This window comes from Paenibacillus borealis, assembly GCF_000758665.1.
Taxonomy (GTDB): domain Bacteria; phylum Bacillota; class Bacilli; order Paenibacillales; family Paenibacillaceae; genus Paenibacillus_AQ; species Paenibacillus_AQ borealis.
This window is the reverse complement of record NZ_CP009285.1, coordinates 2,977,994-3,002,495: the sequence shown is the minus strand read 5'-3', so window position 1 is coordinate 3,002,495 and position 24,502 is coordinate 2,977,994. Positions and strand designations below refer to the sequence as shown.

General features: G+C 54.2%; 21 protein-coding genes. 2 read left to right on the top strand and 19 right to left on the bottom strand.

The features are described 5' to 3' along the window. Positions 1 to 24: 24 nt before the first annotated feature. On the bottom strand, positions 25 to 1,086 hold the full coding sequence (gene hemE, locus PBOR_RS12365) for a uroporphyrinogen decarboxylase (RefSeq protein ID WP_042211974.1): 1,062 nt from the start codon (positions 1,084 to 1,086) through the stop codon (positions 25 to 27). Between the two features lie 237 nt (positions 1,087 to 1,323). Between hemE and PBOR_RS12360 the strand changes: the two genes are divergently transcribed. After that, entirely contained in the window at positions 1,324 to 2,544 is a 1,221-nt protein-coding gene (locus PBOR_RS12360) for an MFS transporter (protein ID WP_042211972.1), read from the top strand. 49 nt (positions 2,545 to 2,593) lie between these two features. Here PBOR_RS12360 and PBOR_RS12355 read toward each other — a convergent pair whose 3' ends face one another. Next, positions 2,594 to 3,223, bottom strand: coding sequence for an O-methyltransferase (locus tag PBOR_RS12355; RefSeq protein ID WP_042211970.1), 630 nt, complete (start codon positions 3,221 to 3,223; stop codon positions 2,594 to 2,596). A gap of 176 nt (positions 3,224 to 3,399) precedes the next feature. Here PBOR_RS12355 and PBOR_RS12350 point away from each other — a divergent pair, with 176 nt between their 5' ends. Further along, entirely contained in the window at positions 3,400 to 4,533 is a 1,134-nt protein-coding gene (locus tag PBOR_RS12350; protein WP_042211967.1) for a THUMP domain-containing class I SAM-dependent RNA methyltransferase, read from the top strand. Between the two features lie 842 nt (positions 4,534 to 5,375). On the opposite strand, the gene PBOR_RS12345 is transcribed toward PBOR_RS12350, so the two are convergent. The 17 genes from PBOR_RS12345 to PBOR_RS12265 all read right to left on the bottom strand — a co-directional run bounded on the left by PBOR_RS12345 (position 5,376) and on the right by PBOR_RS12265 (position 24,369). Further along, the gene (locus tag PBOR_RS12345) at positions 5,376 to 5,615 is read right to left on the bottom strand and encodes a DUF1450 domain-containing protein (RefSeq protein WP_042211965.1); all 240 of its coding nucleotides are present in this window, start codon (positions 5,613 to 5,615) and stop codon (positions 5,376 to 5,378) included. 42 nt (positions 5,616 to 5,657) lie between these two features. After that, the gene (locus PBOR_RS12340; protein ID WP_039308768.1) at positions 5,658 to 5,960 is read right to left on the bottom strand and encodes a HesB/IscA family protein; all 303 of its coding nucleotides are present in this window, start codon (positions 5,958 to 5,960) and stop codon (positions 5,658 to 5,660) included. Positions 5,961 to 6,086: 126 nt separating this feature from the next. Then, a complete protein-coding gene (locus PBOR_RS12335; protein ID WP_042211962.1) occupies positions 6,087 to 6,338 on the bottom strand; it encodes a hypothetical protein in 252 nt (83 codons plus the stop codon). A 163-nt stretch (positions 6,339 to 6,501) separates the two neighbouring features. Then, a complete protein-coding gene (locus PBOR_RS12330; RefSeq protein WP_042211959.1) occupies positions 6,502 to 8,598 on the bottom strand; it encodes a 3-keto-alpha-glucoside-1,2-lyase-like domain-containing protein in 2,097 nt (698 codons plus the stop codon). Between the two features lie 23 nt (positions 8,599 to 8,621). Continuing rightward, a complete protein-coding gene (locus tag PBOR_RS12325; protein ID WP_042211957.1) occupies positions 8,622 to 9,974 on the bottom strand; it encodes an FAD-dependent oxidoreductase in 1,353 nt (450 codons plus the stop codon). 107 nt (positions 9,975 to 10,081) lie between these two features. Beyond that, the gene (locus PBOR_RS12320; protein ID WP_042211953.1) at positions 10,082 to 11,683 is read right to left on the bottom strand and encodes a helix-turn-helix domain-containing protein; all 1,602 of its coding nucleotides are present in this window, start codon (positions 11,681 to 11,683) and stop codon (positions 10,082 to 10,084) included. Continuing rightward, positions 11,664 to 13,409 carry a sensor histidine kinase gene (locus PBOR_RS12315; protein ID WP_042211951.1) on the bottom strand — a complete coding sequence of 582 codons (1,746 nt, stop codon included), beginning with the start codon at positions 13,407 to 13,409 and terminating at the stop codon, positions 11,664 to 11,666. The genes PBOR_RS12320 and PBOR_RS12315 overlap by 20 nt, the downstream gene beginning before the upstream one ends. Before the next feature lie 80 nt (positions 13,410 to 13,489). Beyond that, positions 13,490 to 14,857, bottom strand: coding sequence for an ABC transporter substrate-binding protein (locus PBOR_RS12310; protein WP_042211948.1), 1,368 nt, complete (start codon positions 14,855 to 14,857; stop codon positions 13,490 to 13,492). Positions 14,858 to 15,186: 329 nt separating this feature from the next. Further along, complete coding sequence (locus PBOR_RS12305; protein WP_042211946.1) at positions 15,187 to 16,023, bottom strand: carbohydrate ABC transporter permease; 837 nt, start codon at positions 16,021 to 16,023, stop codon at positions 15,187 to 15,189. 24 nt (positions 16,024 to 16,047) lie between these two features. After that, positions 16,048 to 16,992, bottom strand: a complete 945-nt coding sequence (locus tag PBOR_RS12300) for a carbohydrate ABC transporter permease (RefSeq protein WP_042211944.1) — start codon at positions 16,990 to 16,992, stop codon at positions 16,048 to 16,050. Next, entirely contained in the window at positions 16,989 to 18,365 is a 1,377-nt protein-coding gene (locus PBOR_RS12295; RefSeq protein ID WP_042211942.1) for an FAD-dependent oxidoreductase, read from the bottom strand. The genes PBOR_RS12300 and PBOR_RS12295 overlap by 4 nt, the downstream gene beginning before the upstream one ends. Positions 18,366 to 19,629: 1,264 nt before the next feature. Next, positions 19,630 to 20,838, bottom strand: coding sequence for a M14 family metallopeptidase (locus PBOR_RS12290; protein ID WP_042211940.1), 1,209 nt, complete (start codon positions 20,836 to 20,838; stop codon positions 19,630 to 19,632). Positions 20,839 to 21,067: 229 nt separating this feature from the next. Beyond that, positions 21,068 to 21,874, bottom strand: coding sequence for a glutamate racemase (racE, locus tag PBOR_RS12285; protein WP_042211937.1), 807 nt, complete (start codon positions 21,872 to 21,874; stop codon positions 21,068 to 21,070). A 267-nt stretch (positions 21,875 to 22,141) separates the two neighbouring features. Beyond that, the gene (locus PBOR_RS35430) at positions 22,142 to 22,621 is read right to left on the bottom strand and encodes a YtxH domain-containing protein (protein ID WP_081972014.1); all 480 of its coding nucleotides are present in this window, start codon (positions 22,619 to 22,621) and stop codon (positions 22,142 to 22,144) included. A 98-nt stretch (positions 22,622 to 22,719) separates the two neighbouring features. Beyond that, positions 22,720 to 23,385: a helix-turn-helix transcriptional regulator gene (locus PBOR_RS12275; protein ID WP_042211935.1), complete on the bottom strand. Its 666-nt coding sequence runs from the start codon at positions 23,383 to 23,385 to the stop codon at positions 22,720 to 22,722. Between the two features lie 39 nt (positions 23,386 to 23,424). Beyond that, a complete protein-coding gene (locus PBOR_RS12270) occupies positions 23,425 to 23,865 on the bottom strand; it encodes a DUF86 domain-containing protein (protein ID WP_042211933.1) in 441 nt (146 codons plus the stop codon). 216 nt (positions 23,866 to 24,081) lie between these two features. Further along, a complete protein-coding gene (locus PBOR_RS12265; RefSeq protein WP_042211930.1) occupies positions 24,082 to 24,369 on the bottom strand; it encodes a Dabb family protein in 288 nt (95 codons plus the stop codon). Positions 24,370 to 24,502 lie beyond the last annotated feature (133 nt).

Genomic DNA, 24,502 nt, shown 5'->3' with positions numbered 1-24,502 from the left:
CTATCTCAGATACCTTGCTTAAATTTACGCCAGCGGTCCTGCTGCCTGTTTGAGCGCTGCTGCTGAATACTCATGTACATAATCCGTTAATTCCTTAAGTGTGTCCAATGAAGCTTCAGGAAATAATCCATGGCCCAGATTAAAAATATAACCAGGCTGCGTTATGCCTTCGTCAATCAGTTCTTTAGCCCGTTCTTTCAATACGTCCATCGGTGCGGTCAGCAGATATGGATCCAGATTGCCTTGAATGGCAAACCTTCCGCCGGTTCTGCGTCTTCCTTCGGTCAGGCTTACGCGCCAGTCCAGTCCGATGACATCGGCCTGCAGCTTGGCGAGGCTTGGGAGCAGCTCCCCGGAGCTTACACCCGGGAAGTAAATCTTCGGCACGTCCAGATCAGACAGCCCGGCAAAAATCCGGGTGATCGTCGGCAGCACATAGGCTTCGAAATCACGCGGGGCCAGTGCCCCCACCCAACTGTCAAACAGCTGGAACGCTTTGCCGCCGCTTGCGACATGGGCCCGGAGATAAGCAATAACCATATCGCCCAGCTTCTCCATAAGCTTCTCCCACACGCGGGGCTGGCTAAACATCATTTCCTTGGTACGGTGATAGCTCTTCGAAGGTCTGCCTTCGATCAGATAACTGGCGATGGTGAAAGGCGCTCCCGCAAAAGTAATCAGCGGCACGTCCAGTTCTTTGTCGAGGAGGGCAATCGTCTCCAGAATGTGGCCCAGATCGCCTTCCACATCAATGGGCTTCAAGCGGTCAACATCCGCCGCCGAGCGGATCGGATTCTCGATGACCGGTCCGATGTTCTTCACGATATCGAAGTTCACACCAAGCGAAGCTACAGGATTCATAATGTCGGAATACAGGATGGCCGCATCCACACCCAGCTTACGCACAGGCATCAAGGTCACTTCGGCCGCAAGCTCCGGCTGTCTGCAGATTTCCAGCAGTGAATATTTCTCCTTGATTTTACGGTACTCGGGATCATAACGGCCGGCCTGCCGCATGTACCATACGGGAACGTGCTCCGTACTCTGCTGTCTGCAGGCGCGGATAAAAGTGTCGTTGTAGGTCATGATAAGATCTCCATTAGATTTGATAGGATACTGTGAAAACACATATCATTATTATGCCCCTTTTGCCAGCGGGTAACAACCGCTTCACCCTTAAGGGAATGACAATCCCATGACATTACTATGACAAGTGTTGCACTGCACGGCTGAAAAACTATGATATACTGATATAATGTCAATTTTTCGTGAACTATTTCGTTAATTTATTTATTGAATCCCCTGAAAGGAAGTGAAAGCACTTTGAAGAATTGGGAGACCTGGAAAGTCAACCTCATGGTGCTTTGGTTTGGCCAGTTTCTGGTGAATGCCGGCATGACTATGATTACCCCTTTTCTGTCCCTTTATCTCGCCAAAGACCTGGGTGTGACCGGAGATCACGCGATCGGGATGTGGGCCGGGCTTATTTTTGCCGCAAACTTCTTGACCTCGTTTATCTTTCAGCCCTTGTGGGGCAAGCTTGCCGACAAATACGGCCGCAAAATCATGCTGCTGCGCTCCAGCTTCGGCATGGCGATTGTCATCGTGCTGATGGGCTTCGCGCAATCCCCGATGCAACTGCTCCTGCTCCGTCTGCTGAACGGGACCATCTCCGGCTTCAACCCCGCCTCCATCGCGCTGGTCTCGGGAACCACACCGAAACCCCGTATGGGCTTCGCGATGGGACTGATGCAGTCCGGCGCTGTAGCCGGAACAATACTCGGGCCGCTGATCGGCGGCCTGCTGGCGGACTGGATCGGGTTCCGCCCGATCTTTTATGTCGTGGGTGCGCTCTTATTCGTCGCCTCCCTGCTGGCCTTATTCCTGGTCAAAGAGAAATTCGACCGGGTGGAAGCCGCGCAGGTACCGCAGGTATCCGTGCTTGAAGGCTTCAAGGAGCTGGCCAAGGTGCCGCAGCTGCCCGCCCTGTTCGGCGTGACCTTCCTGCTGCAGTTCGCCATGATCAGCCCGATGTCGCTGCTGCCGATCTACGTGGAGAAGCTGCACGGCTCTGCTGTGAATATCGCTTTCTGGGCCGGCATGGTCAGTGCTGTCACCGGCATCTCAAACATGCTGGCCTCTCCGCTGCTCGGCAAGCTCAGCGACAAGGTCGGCGCCCACCGGATACTCACCTATGCGCTGATTGGCGCCGCGCTGTTCCTGATCCCGCAGGCCTTCGTGACCAGCGTCTGGCAGCTGATTCTCGTTCGCTTCCTGATGGGCGTCTTCATGGGCGGCCTGCTGCCCAGCGTAAACGCCCTCATCCGTTCTTATACGCCTGACGGCAAGGAGAGCCGGGCTTTCGGCTTCAACAGCAGCACCCTGGCACTCGGCAATATGCTCGGCGCGGTGATCGGCGGCTTCCTGTCAGGATATATCGGGATCGAAGGGCTGTTCATTATCTCCGGGGCTTTCCTGCTGATTAATACGGTCTGGGTGCGGCTCAAGTTATACAAGAAGACGGAACCGCGTTTGTTCCGTTAGCGGACTTTGGTATGCGTGGAGCGTATGGGCTCAGCCTGCAGAGGACAGGCTACTTAACCATCGCCAAGGCTAGTCCATCGTAGGCGGGCAGCAGCGTGCTGGTCAGGCGTGGATCGCTGGCGATCATCTCATTGAAACGGCGCATCGCCTGAACGGCAGGTCCGTTCTTCTCTGTATTCAGCGTGCGGCCGCGCAGGAAAATGTTGTCCCCGGCAATGATTGCGCCCGGCGAAGCCAGCCGGATCGCATATTCCAGGTAATTCGGATAGTTCTCCTTATCGGCGTCGATGAAGAAGAAATCAAACTTTTGGCCCTGTGCTTCGAGCAGCTTCAGGCTGTCCAGCGCCGGGCCGATTTTGTACTCTACCGCGTCACCGAAGCCGGCCTGCTCCAGATGGCTGTGGGCAAGCTTGGCATAGTCAGCCTTAAGCTCCAGGGAGGTCAGGCTGCCGCTCTGCGTTAAACCACGGCACAGACAGATTCCGCTATAGCCGCCCAGCGCACCAATCTCCAGTATGCGGGTGGACCGGGACAGAGTAACCAGCATTGTCAGCAATCTGCCGTAACCCGGAGCAATGGATACCTCCGGCATGCCGTTTGCTACGATGGCCTGTTTGACTTTTAATAGTAATTCATCCTCTGTATATAGCTGTTCACTGTATTCTTCCTGATTCTGCATATGTATTCTCCTTCAAATTTCATTTTGTGCAACACGGACGGGCATTGTGTAGATCTCTTCATTACCCTATACTGATATCTGAACGTTCTAATGGTTCACATTCACATGGAGAGCAAGCTTCTCTTATTGTACTGGCTTTGCGTATTTATCCACAAGTTAAACGGAGTTGAGAGCATTTGGGCAAATTACAATTGATCGCCACCGCCCCCATGGGGCTGGAGGCTGTAGTAGCGCGTGAATTAAACGAACTGGGTTATGAGACCACGGTCGAGAACGGACGGGTATTATTCAGCGGGGATTACATCGACATCTGCCGCTGCAATCTATGGCTGCGTACCTCTGACCGGGTACTGGTCAAAATGGGCCAATTCCCGGCCAAAACCTTCGACGAGCTGTTCGAAGGTGTCAAAGCCATCAACTGGGAGGACTGGATTCCCGAGAACGGCGAATTCCCGGTAGAAGGCCGCTCCCACAAATCACAGCTGACGAGTGTTCCTGCCTGCCAGGGGATCGTCAAGAAGGCGATTGTCGAGAAGCTAAAGCTGTCGTACCATACCGAGTGGTTCCCTGAGAACGGGCCGCGTTATGTGGTTGAAGTCATTCTGCTGAATGACATCGCGCTGATCACTCTGGACACCACCGGACCGGCGCTGCATAAACGCGGCTACCGACGCCAGGCCACCGAAGCGCCGCTGAAGGAGACCATGGCTGCGGCCCTGATCCAGCTCAGCCGCTGGAACGGCCACCGGCCGCTGTACGATCCATGCTGCGGCTCAGGCACGATTCTGATCGAAGCTGCAATGATCGCCTGGAATATCGCGCCGGGTCTGCGCCGCTCCTTCCCGTCCGAGCACTGGCCGGAGATCCCGCAGCGCCTGTGGGAAGAAGCCCGCGAGGAAGCCTTCGACGCCGTGCGCGATGATTACCCGCTGCAGCTGACCGGAACGGATATTGATCCGGTAGCGATCGAGATTGCTGAAGCGGCTGCGAAGAGTGCAGGACTCTCCGGCGAGATCACCTTCAAGCATATGGCTGCCGCCAAGGCCCGCCCGGAAGGCGAGTACGGCTGCATCATCACGAACCCGCCGTACGGTGAGCGGATCAGTAATGACAAGGAAGTGGAGAAGCTCACCCGCCAGTTCGGCGAGATGATGCTCTACCTGCCGACCTGGTCCTTCTTCGCCATCAGCCCGTATAAGGAATTCGAGCAATACTACGGACGCAAGGCGGACAAGCGCCGCAAGCTCTACAATGGCCGGATTGAATGCCAATACTATCAGTACCTCGGCCCGCTGCCTCCGCGTAATTAGCAGAGGGGGTGCGGGATTGATTAGCAGCGCAGGTGGAATGCGCAATTCCCCTGCGCTGCTTGCTTAAGTAATACTGTAAGTGCCACTCGTCCCCGCCGCAGTTTGCTTACGGTATCCGGTAGGTGCCACACGCCCCCGCCGCAGTTTGCTTGCGGTAAGTGGCAGGTACAACTCCCGTCCCCGCCGCAGTGCTTGCGGCATCCGGAGGCGTTAATCCAACAAACTAATAACAAGCCTTAAGTTCCATGCAGCCGGTGCGCGCTGCGGACTTAAGGCTTGTTTCGGCATTTACCTGCTGCTGCGGCACCAATTGTGCTGCAATATGCAGGCTTGCCATTGGATCGATACTGCTCGGACTCCAAACCTGGGGGCCCGACCCAAATTGTTGTACAGAATGCAGGATTTCTGCCAGATAGCGACCTCATAACTCCGATTGTTGTACAAAAAGCAGGATTTTGGCCATTTCGAGCCCTCTGCAGCTCAGATTGTTGTATTTTGTGCAAGATTTTCGAATTTCGGACGTTTGCCCATTGCGATTGTTGTATTTTGTGCAAGAATTATATCTATCGGCCACCTTTTACAGTACCTCCCTCCCACACACGACGAAATTCCCGCAAAATGGCGCTTTAGCTTCGATAACTACTCAGATACCAGATACTTTTCAGGGAACCCAAAACATACAACCTCAAGCTCTCATATCTCAAGCTCTCATCTCTCAAACAAAACAACCCCCGCAAATTTATGCGGAGGCTGTATTTGTGTTCTATCAAAGCTCTAGTATCTGATCTGATCTATTAGACCTGTTCTATCTGATCTATCAGACTCGATCTATCAGACCTGTTCTATTTCTTCACTGCCGGCTGTTTGACGAAAGCTTCCGCCTTGGCCAGCACCTCATCTTCTGTCGGTCCGCTGATGTAACGGCCGTTGATATAGACAAACGGGCGTTTGCCGCATGGACCGCAGTAGGAGATGCAACCTGTTTTGATCTCGGCGTCAGGCGCCATCTTCAGCAGCTTGGGCACGATGCTTTTCATTTTGATATGATTGCACTCGTCACATAATCTTATATCGTTAGCCATGAAGCAACCCTTCTTTATGTCCGTAAAATACGGGCGGATCAATTAGTGATCGCCATGATTTCCTTTAGACGGATTAGTAATAACGAAGCCTTCCTCAGGGAAGTAGAGATAATCAATCTTCACACCGTCCAGCAGCGGCTGGTTCGGATCGAGAATCACATCGATTTCTTTGTCGGTGGAGATCACTACATCGTTCTCCTTAGGCGTGTCCAGATCGAGGCCGTAGTGGGCATGGTCACCGTGGGAATGTGTAATCGCTACACGCAGTTTAAGCTCGCTGTTGCCTTCAAGCTCCATGGTTTTCTTTATCACTTTAGCCGCATTGCGGGTAATTTTGACGTTCATCCTATTCCATCTCCCAGGCATCTATAGTTTAAATACTCAATAATTCATTTTAAGGAATATAGCCTGTAAAAGCAACCATATTGCTGAAATACATCAGATCATGTAAGCACAATTTTCGCTAAAACGTCATCTTAGACTCTTCAGCGCCGGGTATTTACGGTCCATCCGCGAGACGAACCAGCCCATCAGCAGCATCGTTACCCCGATGTCATCAATTGGGATAAACGGCATGAAATCGGGCAGCACCCAGTACAGCAGCGCCGGAATAGTGAACAGCAGCTTATCTCCCATCGCGACATTCGGTGAAATGATATACTGCCAGGAGCTGCGGAATATATGAGACCATTGTTTGAGCGACAACAGTTTTCTGAATTTCATTAATAGTCCTCCCTGCTTCATTTGCTTATATCATTAGAAAAGGGCACAGCCGCCAAGCACCCGTTGAAAGGATTGCGGCCATACCCTTTGCTGTTATCTTACGCAAATTTGCAGAGATCGTTTCATTTTTAACTAAAATTTGACCGGATCATCCCGCTAAATTTTATTCCGTAACCTTAACATCATCGATCCGGGCGGTGCTGGAATGCATCCGTATCCCAATCTTCCCTCCGGCCGGCTGCACCGCCGTATCGGCCCACTGGATCAGCTGAGTACCACCGGCAAAAGCCGTAACCGTACTGCCGCTGACCGTCACCTTCAGCTCCGTCCACTGGCCGGGCGTAACGGCAACATTGGCACTGCTTACCATCGTGAGCGTTCCGGCTGTTTTTTTGTAGAGCTCCGCCTTGTCGCCTGAGTCATTCAGCCGGAACATGTAATAATTCGAGGCATCCGCATACCGGAACAGCAGCCCTGCGTTGCCGAAGGCATTCAGCAGCTTAACTTTGGCGGAATACGTATAGTTTGTCCAAGAGGCATCGCCTGTGTAGGCCAGCGCTTCCCCTGACATTGAGGTCTGCGTCAAAGCTTTCGTACCGTCATCCTCCACGCTCCACGCCCCGCCGGAAGTCGTCCAGCCGCTGTAATTGTTATCCTCGAAATCATCCTGGAACAGTGTAACAGGCGGAGTTATCGTACCCTGGAACTCAAATACACCGATATCCGGCACGCCGTTATAGAGTGGATTTCCGAAGTAATCGAGACCGCCATTGCCAGCAACCACCGCCCCGGCATTGATCAGCGGAGAGGTCTGCGCCAGCTTATAACCGTCTGCCGAAGCGAGGCCTGTGGCCGTGCCTGGACTGAAGAAGCCGGGATTGCCGGTGATTTTGTTAGGATCGCTGGGAACACCCGAATTCAACCCGTAGAAGCTGTTGTGATCATACGTCATTCTCGGGCTGTTCGTGTATTGCCCGCTGGCAGCATTATAAAAGATATTGTTCGTGTAATAGACCATTCCTGTATTGCTCGCATGGGTCAGCGCCTTGTTCTGCGTTCCCGAACGGTAGATGATATTGTTGTAGACGTACAGATTGCCGCCGCCGTTCACCAGATGGAATACCCCGTTCGCATCCTTATCATTCTGGCTGATATTGTAGCGGAAGATATTATTATTCGTGTTGTTCATGACCAGCAGGGTGCCGCCCTCGTTGTTATAGCTATAGTTATACTGGTAGATACTGTCGTGCACCTCGATGTCGAAGTCCCACGGCTGGCCGTCTCCGCCAAGCATCCGGGTATCGGAGGCCTCGTTGTACTGGAAAATAGCACCTTTGGTATAATAAGCCCACTGCGCCGCAACGACAGTGATATCCTCTAGGTAATTGACGATTGATGTATTCACATCGCAGGCTTCCCCGATGGATTCCGTCTTGTTGTATTCGATCAGCGGCGCTGCGCCGGCTCTGACCAGAATGCCGTCCCGGTGGATTTTCTCTACCACATTGCCCCGGATCACCACATTGCTGAAAGCATCGAACTTATGAGTCCATGCACTGTTGAAAAAAGCATCCGTCATTGTCTGAATCCCTGTATCCGCCACATTAATGACCGTGTTATTCTCGATTAGAACATCGTCCCAGGTACTCTCCGTTGCGGTATTGGCTCCACGGGCATGGATATTAATCCCGCCTGTTCTGCGGTCCGTGCCGAAGATATCGTGAATGTCGAGATTGCGGATATAGATATGCCGGAAGTTCCCCGCCCCTGCTCCTTCGCCCACGACCAGTACACCGTTTCTGCGCATATCTGTAGGCTGCGGCCCGCTTGTAATCTCCAGATTGCTGATCTCCCAGTAAGAGACATTGCGCAATCTGACCCCGAAGCCTTCACCGCCCACGGCTGTGTTGCCGAAATCTATCAGCGGCTTGGCTCCGCTCCCGTAGCGGTCTACTGTAATCGGGTTCCCTTCAAAACCCGAGCCCTGCAGATCAAGATACTGGTTAGTCCACACACTGCCTGCCTTCAAAAGAATCCGGTCACCCGGGCTGAAGGTGACGCTGTTCACTTTGCCCAGCGTCTTCCAGGCCGCCGCTTCGCTGGTGCCGGAGCTGCTGTCACTGCCCTGGGCGGAATCTACGTAATAAGTGGTCCCTGCGGCGGATGCCACCGGCCCTGATGCTCCGGATATCAGACTGAACAGCAGAAATGCAACTATGCCAAGGATGGGCAATCTGCCCCGTTTACTTGTTCGTGTCACTCTAATCACTCTCCCGCAATTAGTTATAACGCTGCCAGTGCTTCACCAAGCCAGGCTCCCTGCTGAACCAGCCCGCGCTGAAGCTCTGTGATATCTACCTTCCGGCTCTGGCTGTCACTTCCGGCGGCTATCGCTGCCGCCATACCTGCCGCCTGCCCCATCGCGAAACAATTGGGCATTACGCGCAGCGAGCCCTGCACCACGCGGTCCGAGGAGGCTGCACGCCCCGCCACCCACACATTATCCAGACCAACGGGCAGCATACAGCGGTAGGGCACACCGTGGGATTTGCCGGGCGGCAGATGATGAATATGCATTGCCCCGCTGCTGCGCGCCATATGGATATCGATGAAATAGCTGTTGCGGGCGATATCATCCGGGAAGGATGCCATATTCATGAAGTCATCCTGCGTCAGAACATAATCGCCGACAATCCGCCGCGTCTCACGGATGCCGATCTGCTCTCCGCTGGACACGAGATGGGCATGTTCAAAGCCGGGCACATATGCCCGGAAGAATTCCAGCTGGCGGAGGACAAGCTTACGTCCTTCAATCGCCCCCCGGGTCAAATCCTCTGCTCTGGAGCCGTCGATGCCGAACACATGGCCGAAGTTCACGCCGACCAGATAATCGGCGACCCAGGAGAGGCCGGAGACTGAATCCCGGCCCTGCGGCAGCTTCCCGTCCGCTTGGGCCTGCTGCACCGCCCGGTGAATCTGCTCGGTGTCACCGCTTTCATTTAGGTAATCGAGGAATCGCTTGCGGTCCACATTAGCCAGCAAATAACACATAGTCGCCGCCTGAAGCTCGCCTGCTTCCCCGCCTTTATGGAACGGCGCACCCGCCAGGGCCGCCAGATCGGCATCGCCGGTTGTATCAATAACCGTCTTCGCCTTGATGAGACTCCGGCCGGATTTGTTAACGATTACGACACCCTTGACGTTACGTCCGGTCTCGTCCATCACAGTCTGGCTGGCAATGGTATGCAGCAGCACCCCGGCTCCGCTCTCTGCCACAGCATCGTCGTATACACGCTTAAGCACCTCTGGATCGATAGGCACCCAGTCCAGCTCAGCGCCGAAGCGTTCCCGGAATTCCGGCTCACATTCCGCTTTCATCTGTTCCAGCAGCTCAAGACCGATGCCGCGGACAACAGCCTTCTCCCCGTCACTGTAAGGACAGAAGGCCGGCACAAGGGCAACGGTACCCATGCCGCCCAGGAAGCCGCGCTGCTCAATCAGCAGCGTCCGCGCTCCGCTTCTGGCGGCGGAAATGGCTGCCGCCACGCCCGCCGGCCCCCCGCCCGCAACCAGCACATCCACTTCCCGGGATATAGCGATTTCTTCCGCAGGCAATGTAAACACAGTTCTATTCATCGTTCTTCCTCCTTGAAGCTATACATAGACTCCATTACATTATAGTGAGATGGAGGGCTCCTGAGCGTGCAGCCTGATTGCCTGTTCCGGTGAAAAGTTTTGACTTTTCATTCCTCAGCGCCGCTCTCTTCAACCGGCCCGGCTTTGTATTCACTGGGATTTCTGCCGCTGTACTTCTTGAAGACTTTGGAGAAGTACGCCCGGTCGGAGAAGCCGAGGGTATACGCCACATTCTCCACGGTCTCATGCGGGCGCGCCAGCATGGTGATGGCCATATTCATTTTGTACTGATTGACGTAGTCAGTGAAATTAATACCGGACAGCTTCTTGAAATAGCGGGAGAAGTAGCTGGCATTCAGATGCAGATGCTCCGCCATATCGGTCGAGGTCACCATCTGGTCCACATGCTCCTCCAGGAAGCGGTCTACCTCCTGCAGCCGGATATCCTTCTCTTCCGCCGCCACTGGTGCCAGCGTGTGTTGTCTCCACAGATTCCGCAGCTCCCGCTTGGTCAAGCCGGCAGCCTCCCGGATATGAACCGTCTGCTCCAGCTGGGTGAAGAAGTCCTCCTCGGCAAGTCCTCCCGCTTCAAAGGCCATCTGGCGGACAAAATTGCCGCAGGCTTCCTTCACCAGCCGGGGCAGCAGCCGGTCTGCTGTTACCTGCTGCGTCCATTGATTGACCGCCAGATCAATCCAGGCGGCCTGCCCCTCCTCCAGTGCCAGCGACAGCATCCCGCGTTCCTTATCTCCGCGCCATTCAGCGGTCTGCCCGAAATTCGCCTGTTCTTCAAGAGCAGCAATAGGCGTAACCGCCTGATAGAAGTTATGATCGCGGCTTTCCATGAGCGTCTTATGCAGCGCATCGAAGTTCCGTAGAGGTGCGGAAGCCCCGGAATAGAACCCGCGCAGGGTAATCTTCAGGTACTGCGCTACCTTATCCAGCACGGATTGCATAAAATCAGTCAATCCCGTCCCCGGGCAGTCAGGGTCAGCTACATTCCAGACCAGATAAATGTCTGCGTCCCTGCTCATAATCGGTGTAATGGAGGCTTCTCCGGCGGACAGCTCCAGCGCTATATTGTTCACGGCAAAATGAATCAGCGGAATATCCTTGTACCGGTAACGCTCGGTTACCGAGGCGGCATCCATATGGATAAACCCGTGGCGCAGATAAGGATGCTTCCAGGAGATCCCGAGGCGCTGTCCGAATTCAAGCGTATTCTCCTGATCTGCCGCACCGGACAGCAGCTGTTTCAGGAAGCTCTGCTTCAGCACTTCCTTATTGCGCTCAATCGCCTGGCGGAAGGAATAACGCTCCAGCAGTTCCTCACGGCTCTTGAAGCGGCTCATCGCTTTGCTGAGGCTGCTCTTCAGCTGTTCAGGTGATAATTCATCCTTGATAAGATAATCATCCGCCTCCAGCTGAATGGCCCGCTTGGAATAATGGAAATCCTCATAGCAGGTCAGGAAGATCAGACGCACCTCCGGCTTCGTAATACGGAAGGCATCCGCCAGCTCCAGCCCGTCCATGCCCGGCAGCCCGATGTCGATAATGACGACATCCGGCAGAACCGAATGAAACTGCTCCAGCGCATCCTCACTGCTGAAGGCCGAAGCCACCAGCTGCAGCTCCAGTCCCAGTGACCCGAGCAGATATTCTACATATTCCAGCATCGGGACATCATCATCAATCAGCATCAGGGTCATCAAGGGGAACCGCCTCCTTCTCACTGGTTACGGGGATAAATAGGGTAAAAATCATGCCTTCCTCTGTTCCGGCCTGCGCCATCAGCCGCGCGCGGTATCCGTACAGCACCTGCAGCCGGCGCGCCGTGTTCACGAGTCCGACCCCTTTTTCCGGCCACAGGGCCGTGTCTTCATTTCCTTGCAGCCGCCGGTTCAGGCGCTGGAGCTTATCTTCCGGCATCCCCCGGCCATTGTCGCTGATGCTGATCTTCAGCATATCGTCTTCAAACGCTGCCTCTAGCCGGATCGCCGGCTTCGCCGGACGTGCTGAGAAGCCGTGGCTGATGGCATTCTCGACAATGGGCTGCAGCAGCAGCCTTGGCAGCATAACCTCGCCTACCTTCTCGTCCAGCACACATTCAAAAGCGATATCCAGCCGGTTGCGGATCTGCATCACCTGCACATAGCTGCCCAGCACCTTGCACTCCTCCGCCAGCTCCAGCGGCTTATCTACATGAACATATACACGCAGCAGCTTCATCAGTGCATCAATCATCGCGCCATGGGGCTGGTCCCCGGAGAGCAGCAGATCCACCTTAATGGAATTGAGCGTGTTCAGCAGAAAATGCGGCCGGATCTGCGCCGCCAATGCCTGAAGCTCCAGCAGCCTCTTCTCCTCCTGCTCACTCTCGACCTGCTGCAGCAGCTGATTCATATCATCCAGCATCTGGTTGAAGGCTGAGGACAGCACTGCCACTTCATCCTTGCCCCGGACCGGAATCCGCACAGCGCGGTTGCCGCCGACATACTGCTTGACGCTTGCCCGCAGCAGACTGATCGGCTTGTTAATATATCCGGCCCACAGCATGGACAGGATCAGAAACGCCAGAAAGAACAGACCGACGATTGAGATTGAGACCAGAAACTCGCGGTTAATATGGCTGTCGATGGAGCTGCGCGGCGTCTTGCTGGTGAGCAGCCAGCCTACTTTTGGAATACGGACCTCACTGACCAGCATCTGACTCTCCTTCGGGATATCCGCTCCGCCCGTGACTGCGATGCTTCTGCCCATCCCGTCGGCCAGGGAGAGAATGTTGGCGCTATTGCCCGTATCCAGCAGGTTATGAAAATAATGGCTCGGTATGCCCACGTACAGCGTCGCCAGCTTCTCCTGATTGAGCGGATCGGTAATGAAGCGTACAGCGTAATAATAATCCGGTGCAGAGGGGTCGCCGCCGTAGGGGAACCATTGCAGTGAGATCTTCTCCTGCTCATTCAGCTTGCTGCTCTCCAGCAGAAGCTGCTCCGGCAGGCCCGAAAAGACGGGAATATTCTGGTTGCCGATCAGAATCCGGTTCTCCCGGTTGACCAGCATAATCTGCAGATCGGCATCCAGCGACTGCACGGACAAGATATTGGCCGTGGTCTTGAGTTTATTGTAGTGGGTATACACTCCGTAGTTCCCGAAGTTCCCGGTGTTTTTTAGGTAACGCAGACTTTCCAGCACGGCCGGATCATAAGCTTCAGAGAAATAAACCGAGACAAACGAGATGCTGTCTACGGTTTTTTCGATTTGACTCCCGATAACCTTCAGCGTCTCCTCGCCTGCACGTGTGATTTTATCACTCACATTCTCCCTAACGGAGGTGTACGACCAGAAGGTAACGACAATAAAAGGCAGCAGGATCAGGATCAGGAACGTGAACTGCAGTCTGCGATGGAAAGAAAAACGGCTTAACCATTTCATAATGTATCCACCTTGTACTGTAATGTAAATTCAACGTCCCTATTATAATCCATAATCGCTGCCGCCTTTAGCTTAATTCATTATTTCTGATTGGCCTGAACTACCTTCTCCACTTCGGCTGTCATTTCGACCTTGACCTCATCGAAGCTGCGGTTATCCAGGATAAAGCTGGCGAAGCCATTCTCCACAATCGCTTTCAGCTCACTGCCGTAAGGGACGCTGAAGGTATCCGGCATTTGAATATTCGGATCGAACAGCGTTTTGGATAAGGATGCGGTGTCGATCAAATCTGTATTTTCGCCGAAGAAGCCGTTTATTAGCTCTGCTCCGTCTACACCCTTGAAGGCCGGAATTTCTTTCGTGAATTTATAGGATTCCTTGGACATCCAGCGGATGAAATCATAAGAGGCTTCCTTGTTCTCCGACTTCGCGCCCATAGCGAGCCCGCCGCCGGAAATATTCGTCATGCCCAGCTCTTCCGTATCCACGGAGCGCGGCAGCGGAGCGTACATCGTCTGGAACTCATGCGGGAATTTCTCCAGATTCAGCGCCGCCCGGACAGCATAGCTTGGTACAGCAAGCATACTGGCATTTCCGGCAAAAAACTGCTGCAGCACATGATAATTCGAGGCCAGCACATCGGCATACGGTTCAACACTCTTATCTTCCTTCTCCATAGTGCGGCGGAGATTGAAGAAGTACTCGAAGGACGGATCATCGAAAATCGGCTTCAAATCTGCGCTCAGCTGCGGATGCGGCTTCTCGGTGTAAGCGATGATGTTCGGATACTCGCCCCAGGTGTGGAAGTAGGTTCCGAAATGCTCAGGCGTCGTAAGCTTCTTGGCATAATCGCGGAAATCATCCCAGGTCCAGCCCATCTCGGGCAGGGACAGCCCCGCTGCTTCCAGGTGATCCTTGTTAAAGACCGTCAGCCACTGCGTGGAGCTCGGCAGAATGCCGTATACCTTATCATCCAGCTTCAGCAGCTTGGAATATTCATCCTCCGGTGTGATGCTCTCCTGCTCAAAGAAGGAGTTAAGCGGTTCCACAACACCGCGTGAAGCACGCTCCAGCAGTTCATCCTCATTACCGGTCATGAATACATCGACCACTTCTCCGCCGGCTACGAGAATATCCAGCTTCTTCATGAAATCTGTGCTGTCGCTGTTCTGAACCAGTGATTCATACTCAACTTCCACTTTATCCTGGGATTCGTTATACGCCTGAACGGCCTGGTAGATCGGTTCTTCCGGCTTATCGGCCTTGAACGTGTAGAATTTGATCTTCGCCTTGCCTGCGGGCTGGTCTGTACTGCTGCTTCCGGCAGCCGGATCAGCCGAAGCCGGTGCATCGGTGGCGGCCGAATTATTGCTGTTGCCGTTCCCGCCGCATGCGGTAACGGTGAGCATAAGAATCATACTTGCTAATACTAAGGATAGTTTTTTCAAAGCAATTCCCCCTTGATTTGTTGTCTGCAGGCTCATTATACAATCTAAGGCCCGCGCACACCGTGTACAGCTTTGCGGTGTGCGCGTACACTTTTTTGACCTTGTTTGTAATCGTTATACAGTTTGAACTTGAAATTTCGAACCAAGGATAAGTCGCCACTGCGGTGAGTTTTGGACTTCCGGCCGCTGTTGTCTCCAGATTTCCTGATTTAAACCGCAGTTTGCGGTAGAAATCCGGTGACAAAGGCGGTCGCTTCCGCTCCTACAGTTCCAAAATCCCCTCCGTTGCTTCATCCTTCGATAGTTTTATAGTTCAATCTATATAACGTCTACCCTTTGACTCCCCCGATGGCAATTCCGTCGATGACCTGCTTTTGCAGCGCCAGGAACAGTGCCAGCAGCGGCAGGATCGCAGCCACGGAAGCCATCATCATGACGGAAATTTGCGTGCCGAACTCTTCCTTGAAGAACTGCATCCCCAGCGGAATGGTATACAGCTTGGTCGAATTCAGCATAATCAGCGGGCCCTGGTAATCATTCCACGTCCAGATGAATTTGATAATCCCTACCGTAGCCAGGATCGGCCGGCTTAGCGGCAGCACGACACTCCAGAAGATACGGAAGAATCCGGCACCGTCGAGCTCGGCCGCTTCCAGCATATCATTATGAATGCCAATCATGAACTGGCGCAGCAGGAAGGTGAAGTAACTGGAGAACATCCCCATCAGGATGAGCGCTGCATGTGAATCGTAGAGTCCCAGCTCCTTGATCATAATATAGCGCGGAACGAGTGTCGCCTGCTCCGGGATCATCATAAAGGCCAGCATCAGGGTGAAGATCAGCGTTCTGCCCTTGAAGTCAAGCTTGCCGAGCGCGTAACCTGCCATGGCCGATATCACAATTGTAGCAATGGTGGATATCAGGGCGATTTTGATCGAGTTCATATAAAATAGTCCAAACGCGACGTCGCCCATCCACACCGCCTTAAAGTTAGCTACCAGGTTCCAGTCCGTGGGAATCCACTGAATCGGGAAGGTCCAGACCTCCTTCTCCGTCTTGGAGGCTGCGGACAGCATCCAGACCAGCGGCATCAGAAAGAATACCGAGAGCAGGGCGAACAGGGCTGTAAAGATCAGATTGCCGGTCTTAAATTTTCTCATTGTCATTGCCTTAGTTCCTTTCGCCGTAGACTAATAATGGACTTTGCGGTTCTGTGTCATCCAGGTGATGGAGGTAACCAGCATGATGATGAGGAACAGGACCCAGGACATCGCTGAGGCATAGCCCATTTTGAAGCGCTCGAACCCTTCCTCATAAATCTGGTACACAATGACCGTACTGGAATAGTTGGGACCGCCGTCCGTCAGGAACTTGATCATGTCGAAGATTTTGAAGGACGAAATTGTGCTGGTAATCGCCAGGAAAAAAGTCGTCGGACCCAGCAGCGGCAGCGTAATCCGCCGGAACTGTCCGATCCCGCTCGCACCGTCAATCGTTGCGGCCTCATACAGCTCTTCCGGAATATTCGTCATGCCGGCCAGGAAGATAATGATCTGATAGCCCAGCAGCTGCCAGATATAAATAATCATAATGGCAATCAGCGAGAAGCTGGTATCCACCAGCCAGCGCGGCGGCTCGGACAAACCGATCTGCATCAGAATCTGGTTGATCGGCCCTTTGGACGGATGATAGAGCGCCTGCCAGACGGCGGCAATCGCTACCGTTGAACAAATGTAGGGTACGAAAAAAGCCACTTTAAAAAAGCTCTTGGCATACAGCTTCTTATGGATCAGCGCCGAGAGCACCACCCCCAGCAGCATGGTGACCGGCACTGTGCCGACCGTAAACAGCACGTTATTCTTCAGTGCCAGCAGGAAGCGGTTATCCCGGAACAGCTCGATGAAGTTGTCCAGACCGACAAAATGGATCGCGGACAGGCCTCCGACCAGATTCCATTCCGTCAGGCTGAGGAAAAGGCTGAAGAGCAGCGGGAACACGGCGATGACCAGCATACCGATCACTTCAGGCGCGATAAAAATCCATCCGGCCAGCTGCTCCCGTCTTTTGCGTGTCCAGTAAGTTTTCGAAGGTGCCCCGGCTGTTGTTGTCTTCCGGGTAACGGCAGATTCACTCATTGTACTCTCTCCCCTGCTGTTTCAGCTTGTATGTCCGGCAGGTAGCCGCCTTCTTCCCGGAGTCGGGTACGCAGACGGGGGACATCAACGGCATGTACGTCGCCGCCGGTCTGAGCGGCAGCCAGTGCTGCAGCGAGTCCGGCTGCTTCGCCCATCGCCAGGCAGACCGGCATCACCCGGACACTGCCAAGCACCCTGCGGTCACAGGAGATGGACCGGCCGGCGACCAGTACATTGCGCAATCCGCGCGGCGTAAGGCAGCGGTACGGAATGCCGTGCGATTCGCCCGGACCGTAGAGCGTGATAGATTGGCTGGACCCGGCGCCGCTCTGCTGCTCCTTCTGTGTGCCGTGCACATCGATGAAGTAGCTGTTGCGGCAGATCTCATCGTCGAAGCTTCTGCGGGAAATGTAATCTTCCGCCGTCAAGACATAATCCCCGGTAATCCGCCGGGATTCCCGCGTTCCGATCAGCGTGCCTGTGCTCATCACCACCGCGTTGCCGAAGGCCGCGGGGTGGACAGCGGCGAGCATGTCACGGTAGGCAGCCGCCATCTTGCGTCCTTCAACCAGCGCCCCGGATACGGAGAAGGAATTCGTGTTATCGACTCCCCAGAGATGCCCGGCGTTGAAGCCAACGGCACGCGGAGCCACCATGTTATTGCACAGATGGGTGTCCGGAATTGCCGGGTATTCCCCTGACCGGACCACCTCATGGATCGGGCTGTGCGGGTTCTCCGCATGCAGCTTCGGCCCGTTCAAATAAGCGTAATCATCCACATTGCCCAGGATGAAGCAATGGGTTGCCGGCTGAAGCTCGCCGGTCTCTTCGTCCCCCATCTGGTACTCGGCGCCTGCCCAGGCGGCGACATCGCCGTCTCCCGTGCAATCGACATACACAGCTGCGCGGAAGGCTTGCAGGCCGCCTTTGTTGAGGAGGAGGAGGGTGGTGATGTTGCCGTGGTCGTCTCTGTCCACATCCGCAAGCGCGGTCAGGAACAGGACATGCGCACCCGACTCCGTTACGAGATCGTCATAGACCCGCTTGAGCTTCTCCGGTTCGATCGGCACCCAGTCCATCGCGTCCGCCTGCACATGCGGCATTTGTGCCTTTAAAGTATTGAACACCTTGGCCGCGAGCCCGCGGTAGACCATCTTCTCCTTATCCGAGAATGGGCACCAGGCCGGCACCAATCCGGAGGTTCCCATTCCGCCAAGGCTCCCGGTCGCCTCGACCAGCAGCGTCCGCGCCCCTTCTCTTGCCGCCGCAGCTGCGGCAGTGCAGCCCGCCGGTCCGCCTCCGACTACAATGACGTCGTAGGAGGAGTTCAGCGGGATCTGTTTACTTTTCAGCGTATACGTATCGTTCTCCATATGGCCCTCTCTTTCCCGGCGGCCGGCCCTCTTTCCGTGAAGCCGTCCGCCACTCTTCTATACGCTAATTTTAGCAAGAGACATTTGCGAGTACGGTATAGCTTTCATACGCCTTGATGTGCATTATTTTGACTCTCCACTTGGTAAAGAAAATTACATAGTGCTTACGCGAAAGTGCTTACGTACGGAATTCCTGAAGCTAGTGTAAGTTTGGCGATAGTATTTAGTACGGGGATGGGGAGATAAGGGATACGAGATGGGGAGGTGCGGGGAGATGGGGGGTGTTGAGGTACGGGAGTGTTGAGGTACGGGAGTGTTGAGGTACGGAAATGAGGAAGTATGTGTGTATGGGCGTACGTAGGTGCGGACGGTTGAGTGCGGGGTTCGGCACGGTTGGAGGTAAGGGGATAGGGTTGTATGTAGGGAGCCGGACGTGCGGGGAAGTGGGGGATATGGTCGTATGGACGCCCCGTTAACACTTATTTTCTTTACGTGTACTTAGCGAAACCTCAGTCCGCTTCAGCTAGGGATGAGGACTGAGATTCCGCTATTTGAGCAAATCAGGCGGAATCGCGGGGCAAACGGACTCAGATTCCGTTAAGTGTCCGAATATACCACATTTTGAGCCCGAATGAACAAAATAACGGATTCTCAGTCCGTTTCAACCTCATTATTGGCATTTTTCGGGAAATAAGCGCTTCTCAGTCCGCTTAATTCCATTAATGAGCACCCGTCCCAGTATCGACAGCAACAAATTTGCGCAAGCCACTATCCAACCTGCATTCTCCGGAAAAAATAGTCTAACTCATTCGTCCAATAGCCTACTTCCGGCGGAATCAGGGGCATTTCTGCCCCTCATTTCCTCCACCCAGCCCACTTCCGGCGGAATCAGGGGCATTTCTGCTCCTCATTTACCTCAACAGCCCACTTCCAGCAGAATCAGGGGCACTTCTACCCCTCATTTCTTCATCCAGCCCACTTCCGGCGGAATCAGGGGCATTTCTGCTCCTCATTTCCCCGCACACTCCCCAGCCAATACAAAAAGAAACCGCCCCTTAAGCGTCGGGGGGCCAGCCCGCCAGCTCATTAAGGAACGATTTCTTTGTGCGCTTATTATTGCGCCTATTAAACGGGTCCATGGACCAGATTTGTCTCCAACCGATAATACAAGAAAAAAGGATACAGCCGCGAAGTTTCGATAGGGAGGATTGCGGCCGTGCCCTTTGCTGCTATCTTACGCAAATTTGCAGACATTGTTTCATTATTATTTCAAATTTGAGAGTATCGCCCCGAGGATAAGTCCGGTCTCCAGGGCCATATCCTCAAAATCAGCCGCAGGCAGCGGATTCTTGCCCAGGCCCAGCTCTACGGTGAATCCCGGCTTGCGGAAGCGCTGGATGAACCAGTCTTTGTACCCGGCATCGCTGCCGGTCAGCTCGACTGCCCGGTAGCCGCTCACTGCCGCGAGCGCCGCTGCCCACCGCTTACTCTCCGGCGGCTCATAGCCCCGGTAGTTCCAGTAAATCTCTGCACCCTGGCTGTGCAGGGATACGGCAGCATCGCCGGGAATCCGCTCCGCCAGAGCAGCCAGCGCCGCGGCCTCCGGCTCACAGAGCGGCGCATGCCCGCTGTAATCCCGCGGCGCCGGACCGGGAACCTGCCGCCGGTCACGCTCCTCTTCCCAGTGGGCCGGGAACTGGTCGCCCAGATCGACGCCCCGGATGTTGGCCTTCCAGTGGCGGAAGCTGCGCCTGCCGCTGTTCCACTTCATCAGCGCATCGTAATAGGGATGCTCCGGCAGCGCACCTTCCTGCACCAGCTCGACGCCATCGGGATTCGCCATCGGCACGGCCCATAGCGTCCAGTCCCGGTGCCAGTCCGCCGGCTGATGACTATGCCATGCACTGCCGGAAGCAAAGGCTGACGCATACTCTTCGATGAAGCGCATCAGTGCTGGCGCTGTCAGCCATTCGTTGGCATGCAGCGCGCCATTCACATGCAGATGCCTTGGACCACTGCCAATCCGCAGCAGAGTGATTGGCTTGCCGAGTACGCTGGTGCCGATGACCTCTGTGCTGACAAAAGGATATTTACTTGTCAGCCTGACGGTATCCGCCTCCACATCAGCCGGTCCGTATTCCCCGCGCAGATAGACTTCCTCACGGCGTGAAGCGGCCGGAATCACAAGCACCTTACCCGGCAGGCATATACGCCCCGAGCTTACCCCCGGATTCAGCATTTCCAGTTCGTCAATCTCCACACCGAACAGGGACGCTATGCTGTGTACATCGTCCCCTTCCTGCACCGCATAACGCTTACGCGGAGCAGACGGCAGGAACAGCACCTGCCCCGGATATAAATAAGGCTGGCTTCCAGCCCATGGATTCCCTTGAATGACATGCTCCGGTGTCAGTCCGTGTCTTGCGGCTATACGGCTTACTGTATCTCCCCTGCGGGCAATATATTGCTGCATATGTCTCATCCTCCCGGCCCTCTTGAGCCGCCGTCCCCTCCAGCCTGTCCGGGTCTCTCCGCGAATACAGGCGGGACACAGCCCTAGCCTAGTATATGAGCAGCAGCTCCATGTCATGAAAGATTTGAGCACACAAAAAGCCGGGAATCCCGCTCCCGGCTCTAGCGTCCGCCCCCTGTAATGCCTGTGGGTTTGTCCCTATTCGATTCACCACTGAGAATATCTCAAACTACATCGAGGATACCTGCCATACCACAGGTGTACGGCTGATCTGCTCGCCAAGCCAGTCACGGGCAATCCGCTGGAACATCTCAGCATCGCCGCTGCAGAAGAATTGGTGGATCGGGCTTTCATCCCCGCGCGCCAGCTGGCCTTTGTCATACAGAATGGTGCTGATCTCCCGTGCCGTCTCGTCTGCCGAGCTGATCAGCTTGACTCCCGGCCCCATTACTTTACCAATCGGCTCGACCAGGAAAGGATAATGGGTACAGCCCAGAATCAGAGTATCAATCGGCTCGTATTTGATGCCGTTCAGCGACTCTGCTACGGCAAGGTGGCTCTCCTCCGAGCGGAATAATCCCTGTTCTACATAGGGGACAAGCGCCGGGCAGGCCTGGCTGACCACCTGGACAAACGGGGACAGCTGCTTCAGCGCCGCCGTATACGCTCCGCTTTTGATCGTACCGATGGTGCCGATGACGCCGACCTGGCCATTCTTGGTTGCGCTGATTGCTGCGCGGGCACCGGGGTGAATCACTCCGATCACAGGAATGGCTACCTTGGCGGAGATATAATCAAGAGCTGCCGCTGTTGCTGTATTGCAGGCAATAACGATCATTTTAGGATTAAATTGAATTAAGTAGTCCACGATTTGTTCAGTGAACAATTTCACTTCCTCAGTCGAACGCGGTCCGTACGGGGCTCTCGCCGTGTCACCGAAATAGATGATTTTCTCCCTCGGGAGCTGTCGCATCACTTCCTTGACAACGGTCAATCCTCCCACACCTGAGTCTAATATAGCTATTGCTTGCTGCACGAACACACCGCATCCTTTAACTTGTTTTGTGTAGCTTATGTAAGGCTGGAATAAAGTGTACCAGGATTTCAGCCCCAATTGCAGATAATACCCCATTTACGGGCTTAGTTCAAGTAAGGGATTCATCAGGGAGCAGTCCCGGGCCGGGGCAAGACCTGGCGGGCAAAAGCATAAGTTATCGTGTGAAACATATACATTCCTATATTTGAACGGCAAAAGCCGCCTCCCGCCTGGCCGGCGGAAAACGGCTTCTCTCTTAAATAAAGATTAGGACAGCTTCTCTGCGTTTTTGCCATCCTCGATCGCTATAGCTACAGCAGTATCTGTACCTGTCACAGCTTCGATTTCAGCTTCAACCACTGCCGCTTCCTCTGCCGCTTCATAAGCAGCTACCTCGTCCCGTACAGCTTCCACCGCATCAGTGACTTCCACAACCTCTTCGGCAATTCCGCTTACGGTAGCCGTTTCAGCTTCTTCAAATGCATCCGTGGCGGCTTTGCTCCACTCTTTGACTTCGCTGACGACTGATACTACAGCTTCTTTAGCCTTGCCATAGATCTCTGTAGTCTTCTCACTGGCCTGACCGGCGATTTCCTGTACCTTATCGATCGCTTCAGTCGTTCCTTCGGCAATATCCTTGCGCAGTTCCTTACCCGGTTTAGGAGCGAACAGCAAAGCTGTCACCGTTCCGACCACACTGCCGGCAAGCACACCCCAGAGCAAGCTTTTGGTATCCTTTTTCATCATCAATCTCTCCTTTGGATTCAAAGTGCCTCTGCCCGGCCGCCCGGGCGATCGCCTAGTTCTGGTATATCATAAGCATAGAGAGTTTGTCCTGTGACTGATCATTTGGAGTTTTCCGAAGTTTTCTCCTTTTTGACCGGAGTGATCGCATAACGGCAGCATTGTCCGCCTTCCGCCATACATTCACTGCGGGTGACCTTCGCATCCAGCAATTCCTCGAATAAATGCTGCTCACATTGGCAAGCCTTGCGGTACTGGGTAGCGACCTGGCGGATCGGACAGTTATATTCCCGCATCACATACGAACCGTCCTCCTCCTTACTCCATTCGGCCATATACCCTCCGGCATTCTGAATCGCTGACAGCTCGGCAACACGCTGCTCCAGATCGCGGTTCTGCATCATCGGGGTGTACTGGGCAAGCATACGCCGCCTGCGGCCTTCGAAAAGCACATTAACCGCATCCAGCCCGCTCCCGTGATCCAGCTCCCGCAGCAGCTCCAGCGCCAGATTGTGATAGCTTTTGGGAAAATGATCTTCCGCCCGCTCGGTGAGCGAATATACATGCATAGGACGTCCCATGGCCTGGCGTACCACCTTGGTCTTGGCAAGCGACTCCTGCTCCAGTTGAAGCACATGGCGGCGGACACCCATTTCCGTTATTCCCAGTTCCTCCGCCAGAGCGCCGATTGTCAGCGGCCCTTTCATCTTCAGCAGCGTCATAATCATCCGCCTTGTCGAACCGCTTTCCTGACCCTTCTTCGCCATAAAAGGACCTCCTTTCTGTCTGACTACATACGGGCCAGCTTACCCCGTTACTTCAATTCCCAGCTCCCTGTCCAGATAACCGCGCACCTCGGAGGCGAACTGTTCCAGCACACTTGGCAGCACCAGCGTCAGCGGATGCAGCGCCTTCCGTTCCCACACGTAATAGTCCTGGACCAGCGGCTTACGCAGGGCTACCAGTGAGGTCAGGTCAGGATAGATCACGCTGTCTCCCAGCACCTTTTCCTCATGAATAATGGAAATAATATCTTCATAGCTTCCGGCATCCCGCATAATAAACCCGTCGATCAGGCAGCTGCCCACATCCGTAACCACTTCGACCGCCAGATGCAGGCAGCGTTCCTGTACAAGACCTAGTATCGTACCGCCATCCCAGGAAGAAGCCGCGTGCCGGAGACCGTCATTCAGATCAGGGATTTGTTCAAGTATGGTTTCAATTTGCTTCCGGTTGACATAATACACTGCTGACCCTCCACCCTCGGTAATTTAATCTTCTATTCAAGAACTGCCGCTACTTCCCGCGTTTGCCCCGGCGCTTCAGCCAGAACAGCATAATGAAGCAAGCCGCCAAAAAAACAACCAGATACGTTAACGCTTCCATCGGATACTCAAGCTCACGCATAACCTTCACCGCTTTCCGTACTTAATGGGTTCCAGCCTTGCAGATCCATTGCCGCCCTAAATCTCGTAATCCACTGCCACAGAAACATCCTTGACCTCGTTAATATGAGCGATAACTTCCTTGTGTGCCGGATGGACCTGATAAGCCTGTAAATCTTCCATGGACGCTACAACCGTGACCAGGGCAATGTCAAACGAACGCTCGGAGTGAATCAGATCGGCCCCGACTTCAATAGAAATAAGCTGCGGAATTCTTCCTTCCATATTGCGGAGTACGGCTACAGTCTCTTGTACTTTGTCCGGTGACCGGTCCTTTAATTTGAAAAATACAATATGCTTGATCATCTATCCCGCTCCCAGCTCATGATTAATGTAAATTTGATTACTAAAAATATATCATAAACAGCAGCATTACTGAAAGAAACTTCACGCTGCCGGAATCGGAGGCATTTGATCTGGACGAAAGCCTTAGTGTAAT

Coding starts and splice junctions, on each gene's coding strand:
- PBOR_RS12305 (WP_042211946.1), bottom strand. CDS start 16,023: ATGACAATGAGAAAATTTAAGACCGGCAATCTGATCTTTACAGCCCTG.
- PBOR_RS12265 (WP_042211930.1), bottom strand. CDS start 24,369: ATGATCAAGCATATTGTATTTTTCAAATTAAAGGACCGGTCACCGGAC.
- PBOR_RS12315 (WP_042211951.1), bottom strand. CDS start 13,409: ATGAAATGGTTAAGCCGTTTTTCTTTCCATCGCAGACTGCAGTTCACG.
- PBOR_RS12295 (WP_042211942.1), bottom strand. CDS start 18,365: ATGGAGAACGATACGTATACGCTGAAAAGTAAACAGATCCCGCTGAAC.
- PBOR_RS12355 (WP_042211970.1), bottom strand. CDS start 3,223: ATGCAGAATCAGGAAGAATACAGTGAACAGCTATATACAGAGGATGAA.
- PBOR_RS35430 (WP_081972014.1), bottom strand. CDS start 22,621: ATGATGAAAAAGGATACCAAAAGCTTGCTCTGGGGTGTGCTTGCCGGC.
- PBOR_RS12340 (WP_039308768.1), bottom strand. CDS start 5,960: ATGAACGTCAAAATTACCCGCAATGCGGCTAAAGTGATAAAGAAAACC.
- PBOR_RS12345 (WP_042211965.1), bottom strand. CDS start 5,615: ATGGCTAACGATATAAGATTATGTGACGAGTGCAATCATATCAAAATG.
- PBOR_RS12335 (WP_042211962.1), bottom strand. CDS start 6,338: ATGAAATTCAGAAAACTGTTGTCGCTCAAACAATGGTCTCATATATTC.
- PBOR_RS12320 (WP_042211953.1), bottom strand. CDS start 11,683: ATGACCCTGATGCTGATTGATGATGATGTCCCGATGCTGGAATATGTA.
- PBOR_RS12275 (WP_042211935.1), bottom strand. CDS start 23,385: ATGGCGAAGAAGGGTCAGGAAAGCGGTTCGACAAGGCGGATGATTATG.
- PBOR_RS12300 (WP_042211944.1), bottom strand. CDS start 16,992: ATGAGTGAATCTGCCGTTACCCGGAAGACAACAACAGCCGGGGCACCT.
- PBOR_RS12325 (WP_042211957.1), bottom strand. CDS start 9,974: ATGAATAGAACTGTGTTTACATTGCCTGCGGAAGAAATCGCTATATCC.
- hemE (WP_042211974.1), bottom strand. CDS start 1,086: ATGACCTACAACGACACTTTTATCCGCGCCTGCAGACAGCAGAGTACG.
- PBOR_RS12290 (WP_042211940.1), bottom strand. CDS start 20,838: ATGCAGCAATATATTGCCCGCAGGGGAGATACAGTAAGCCGTATAGCC.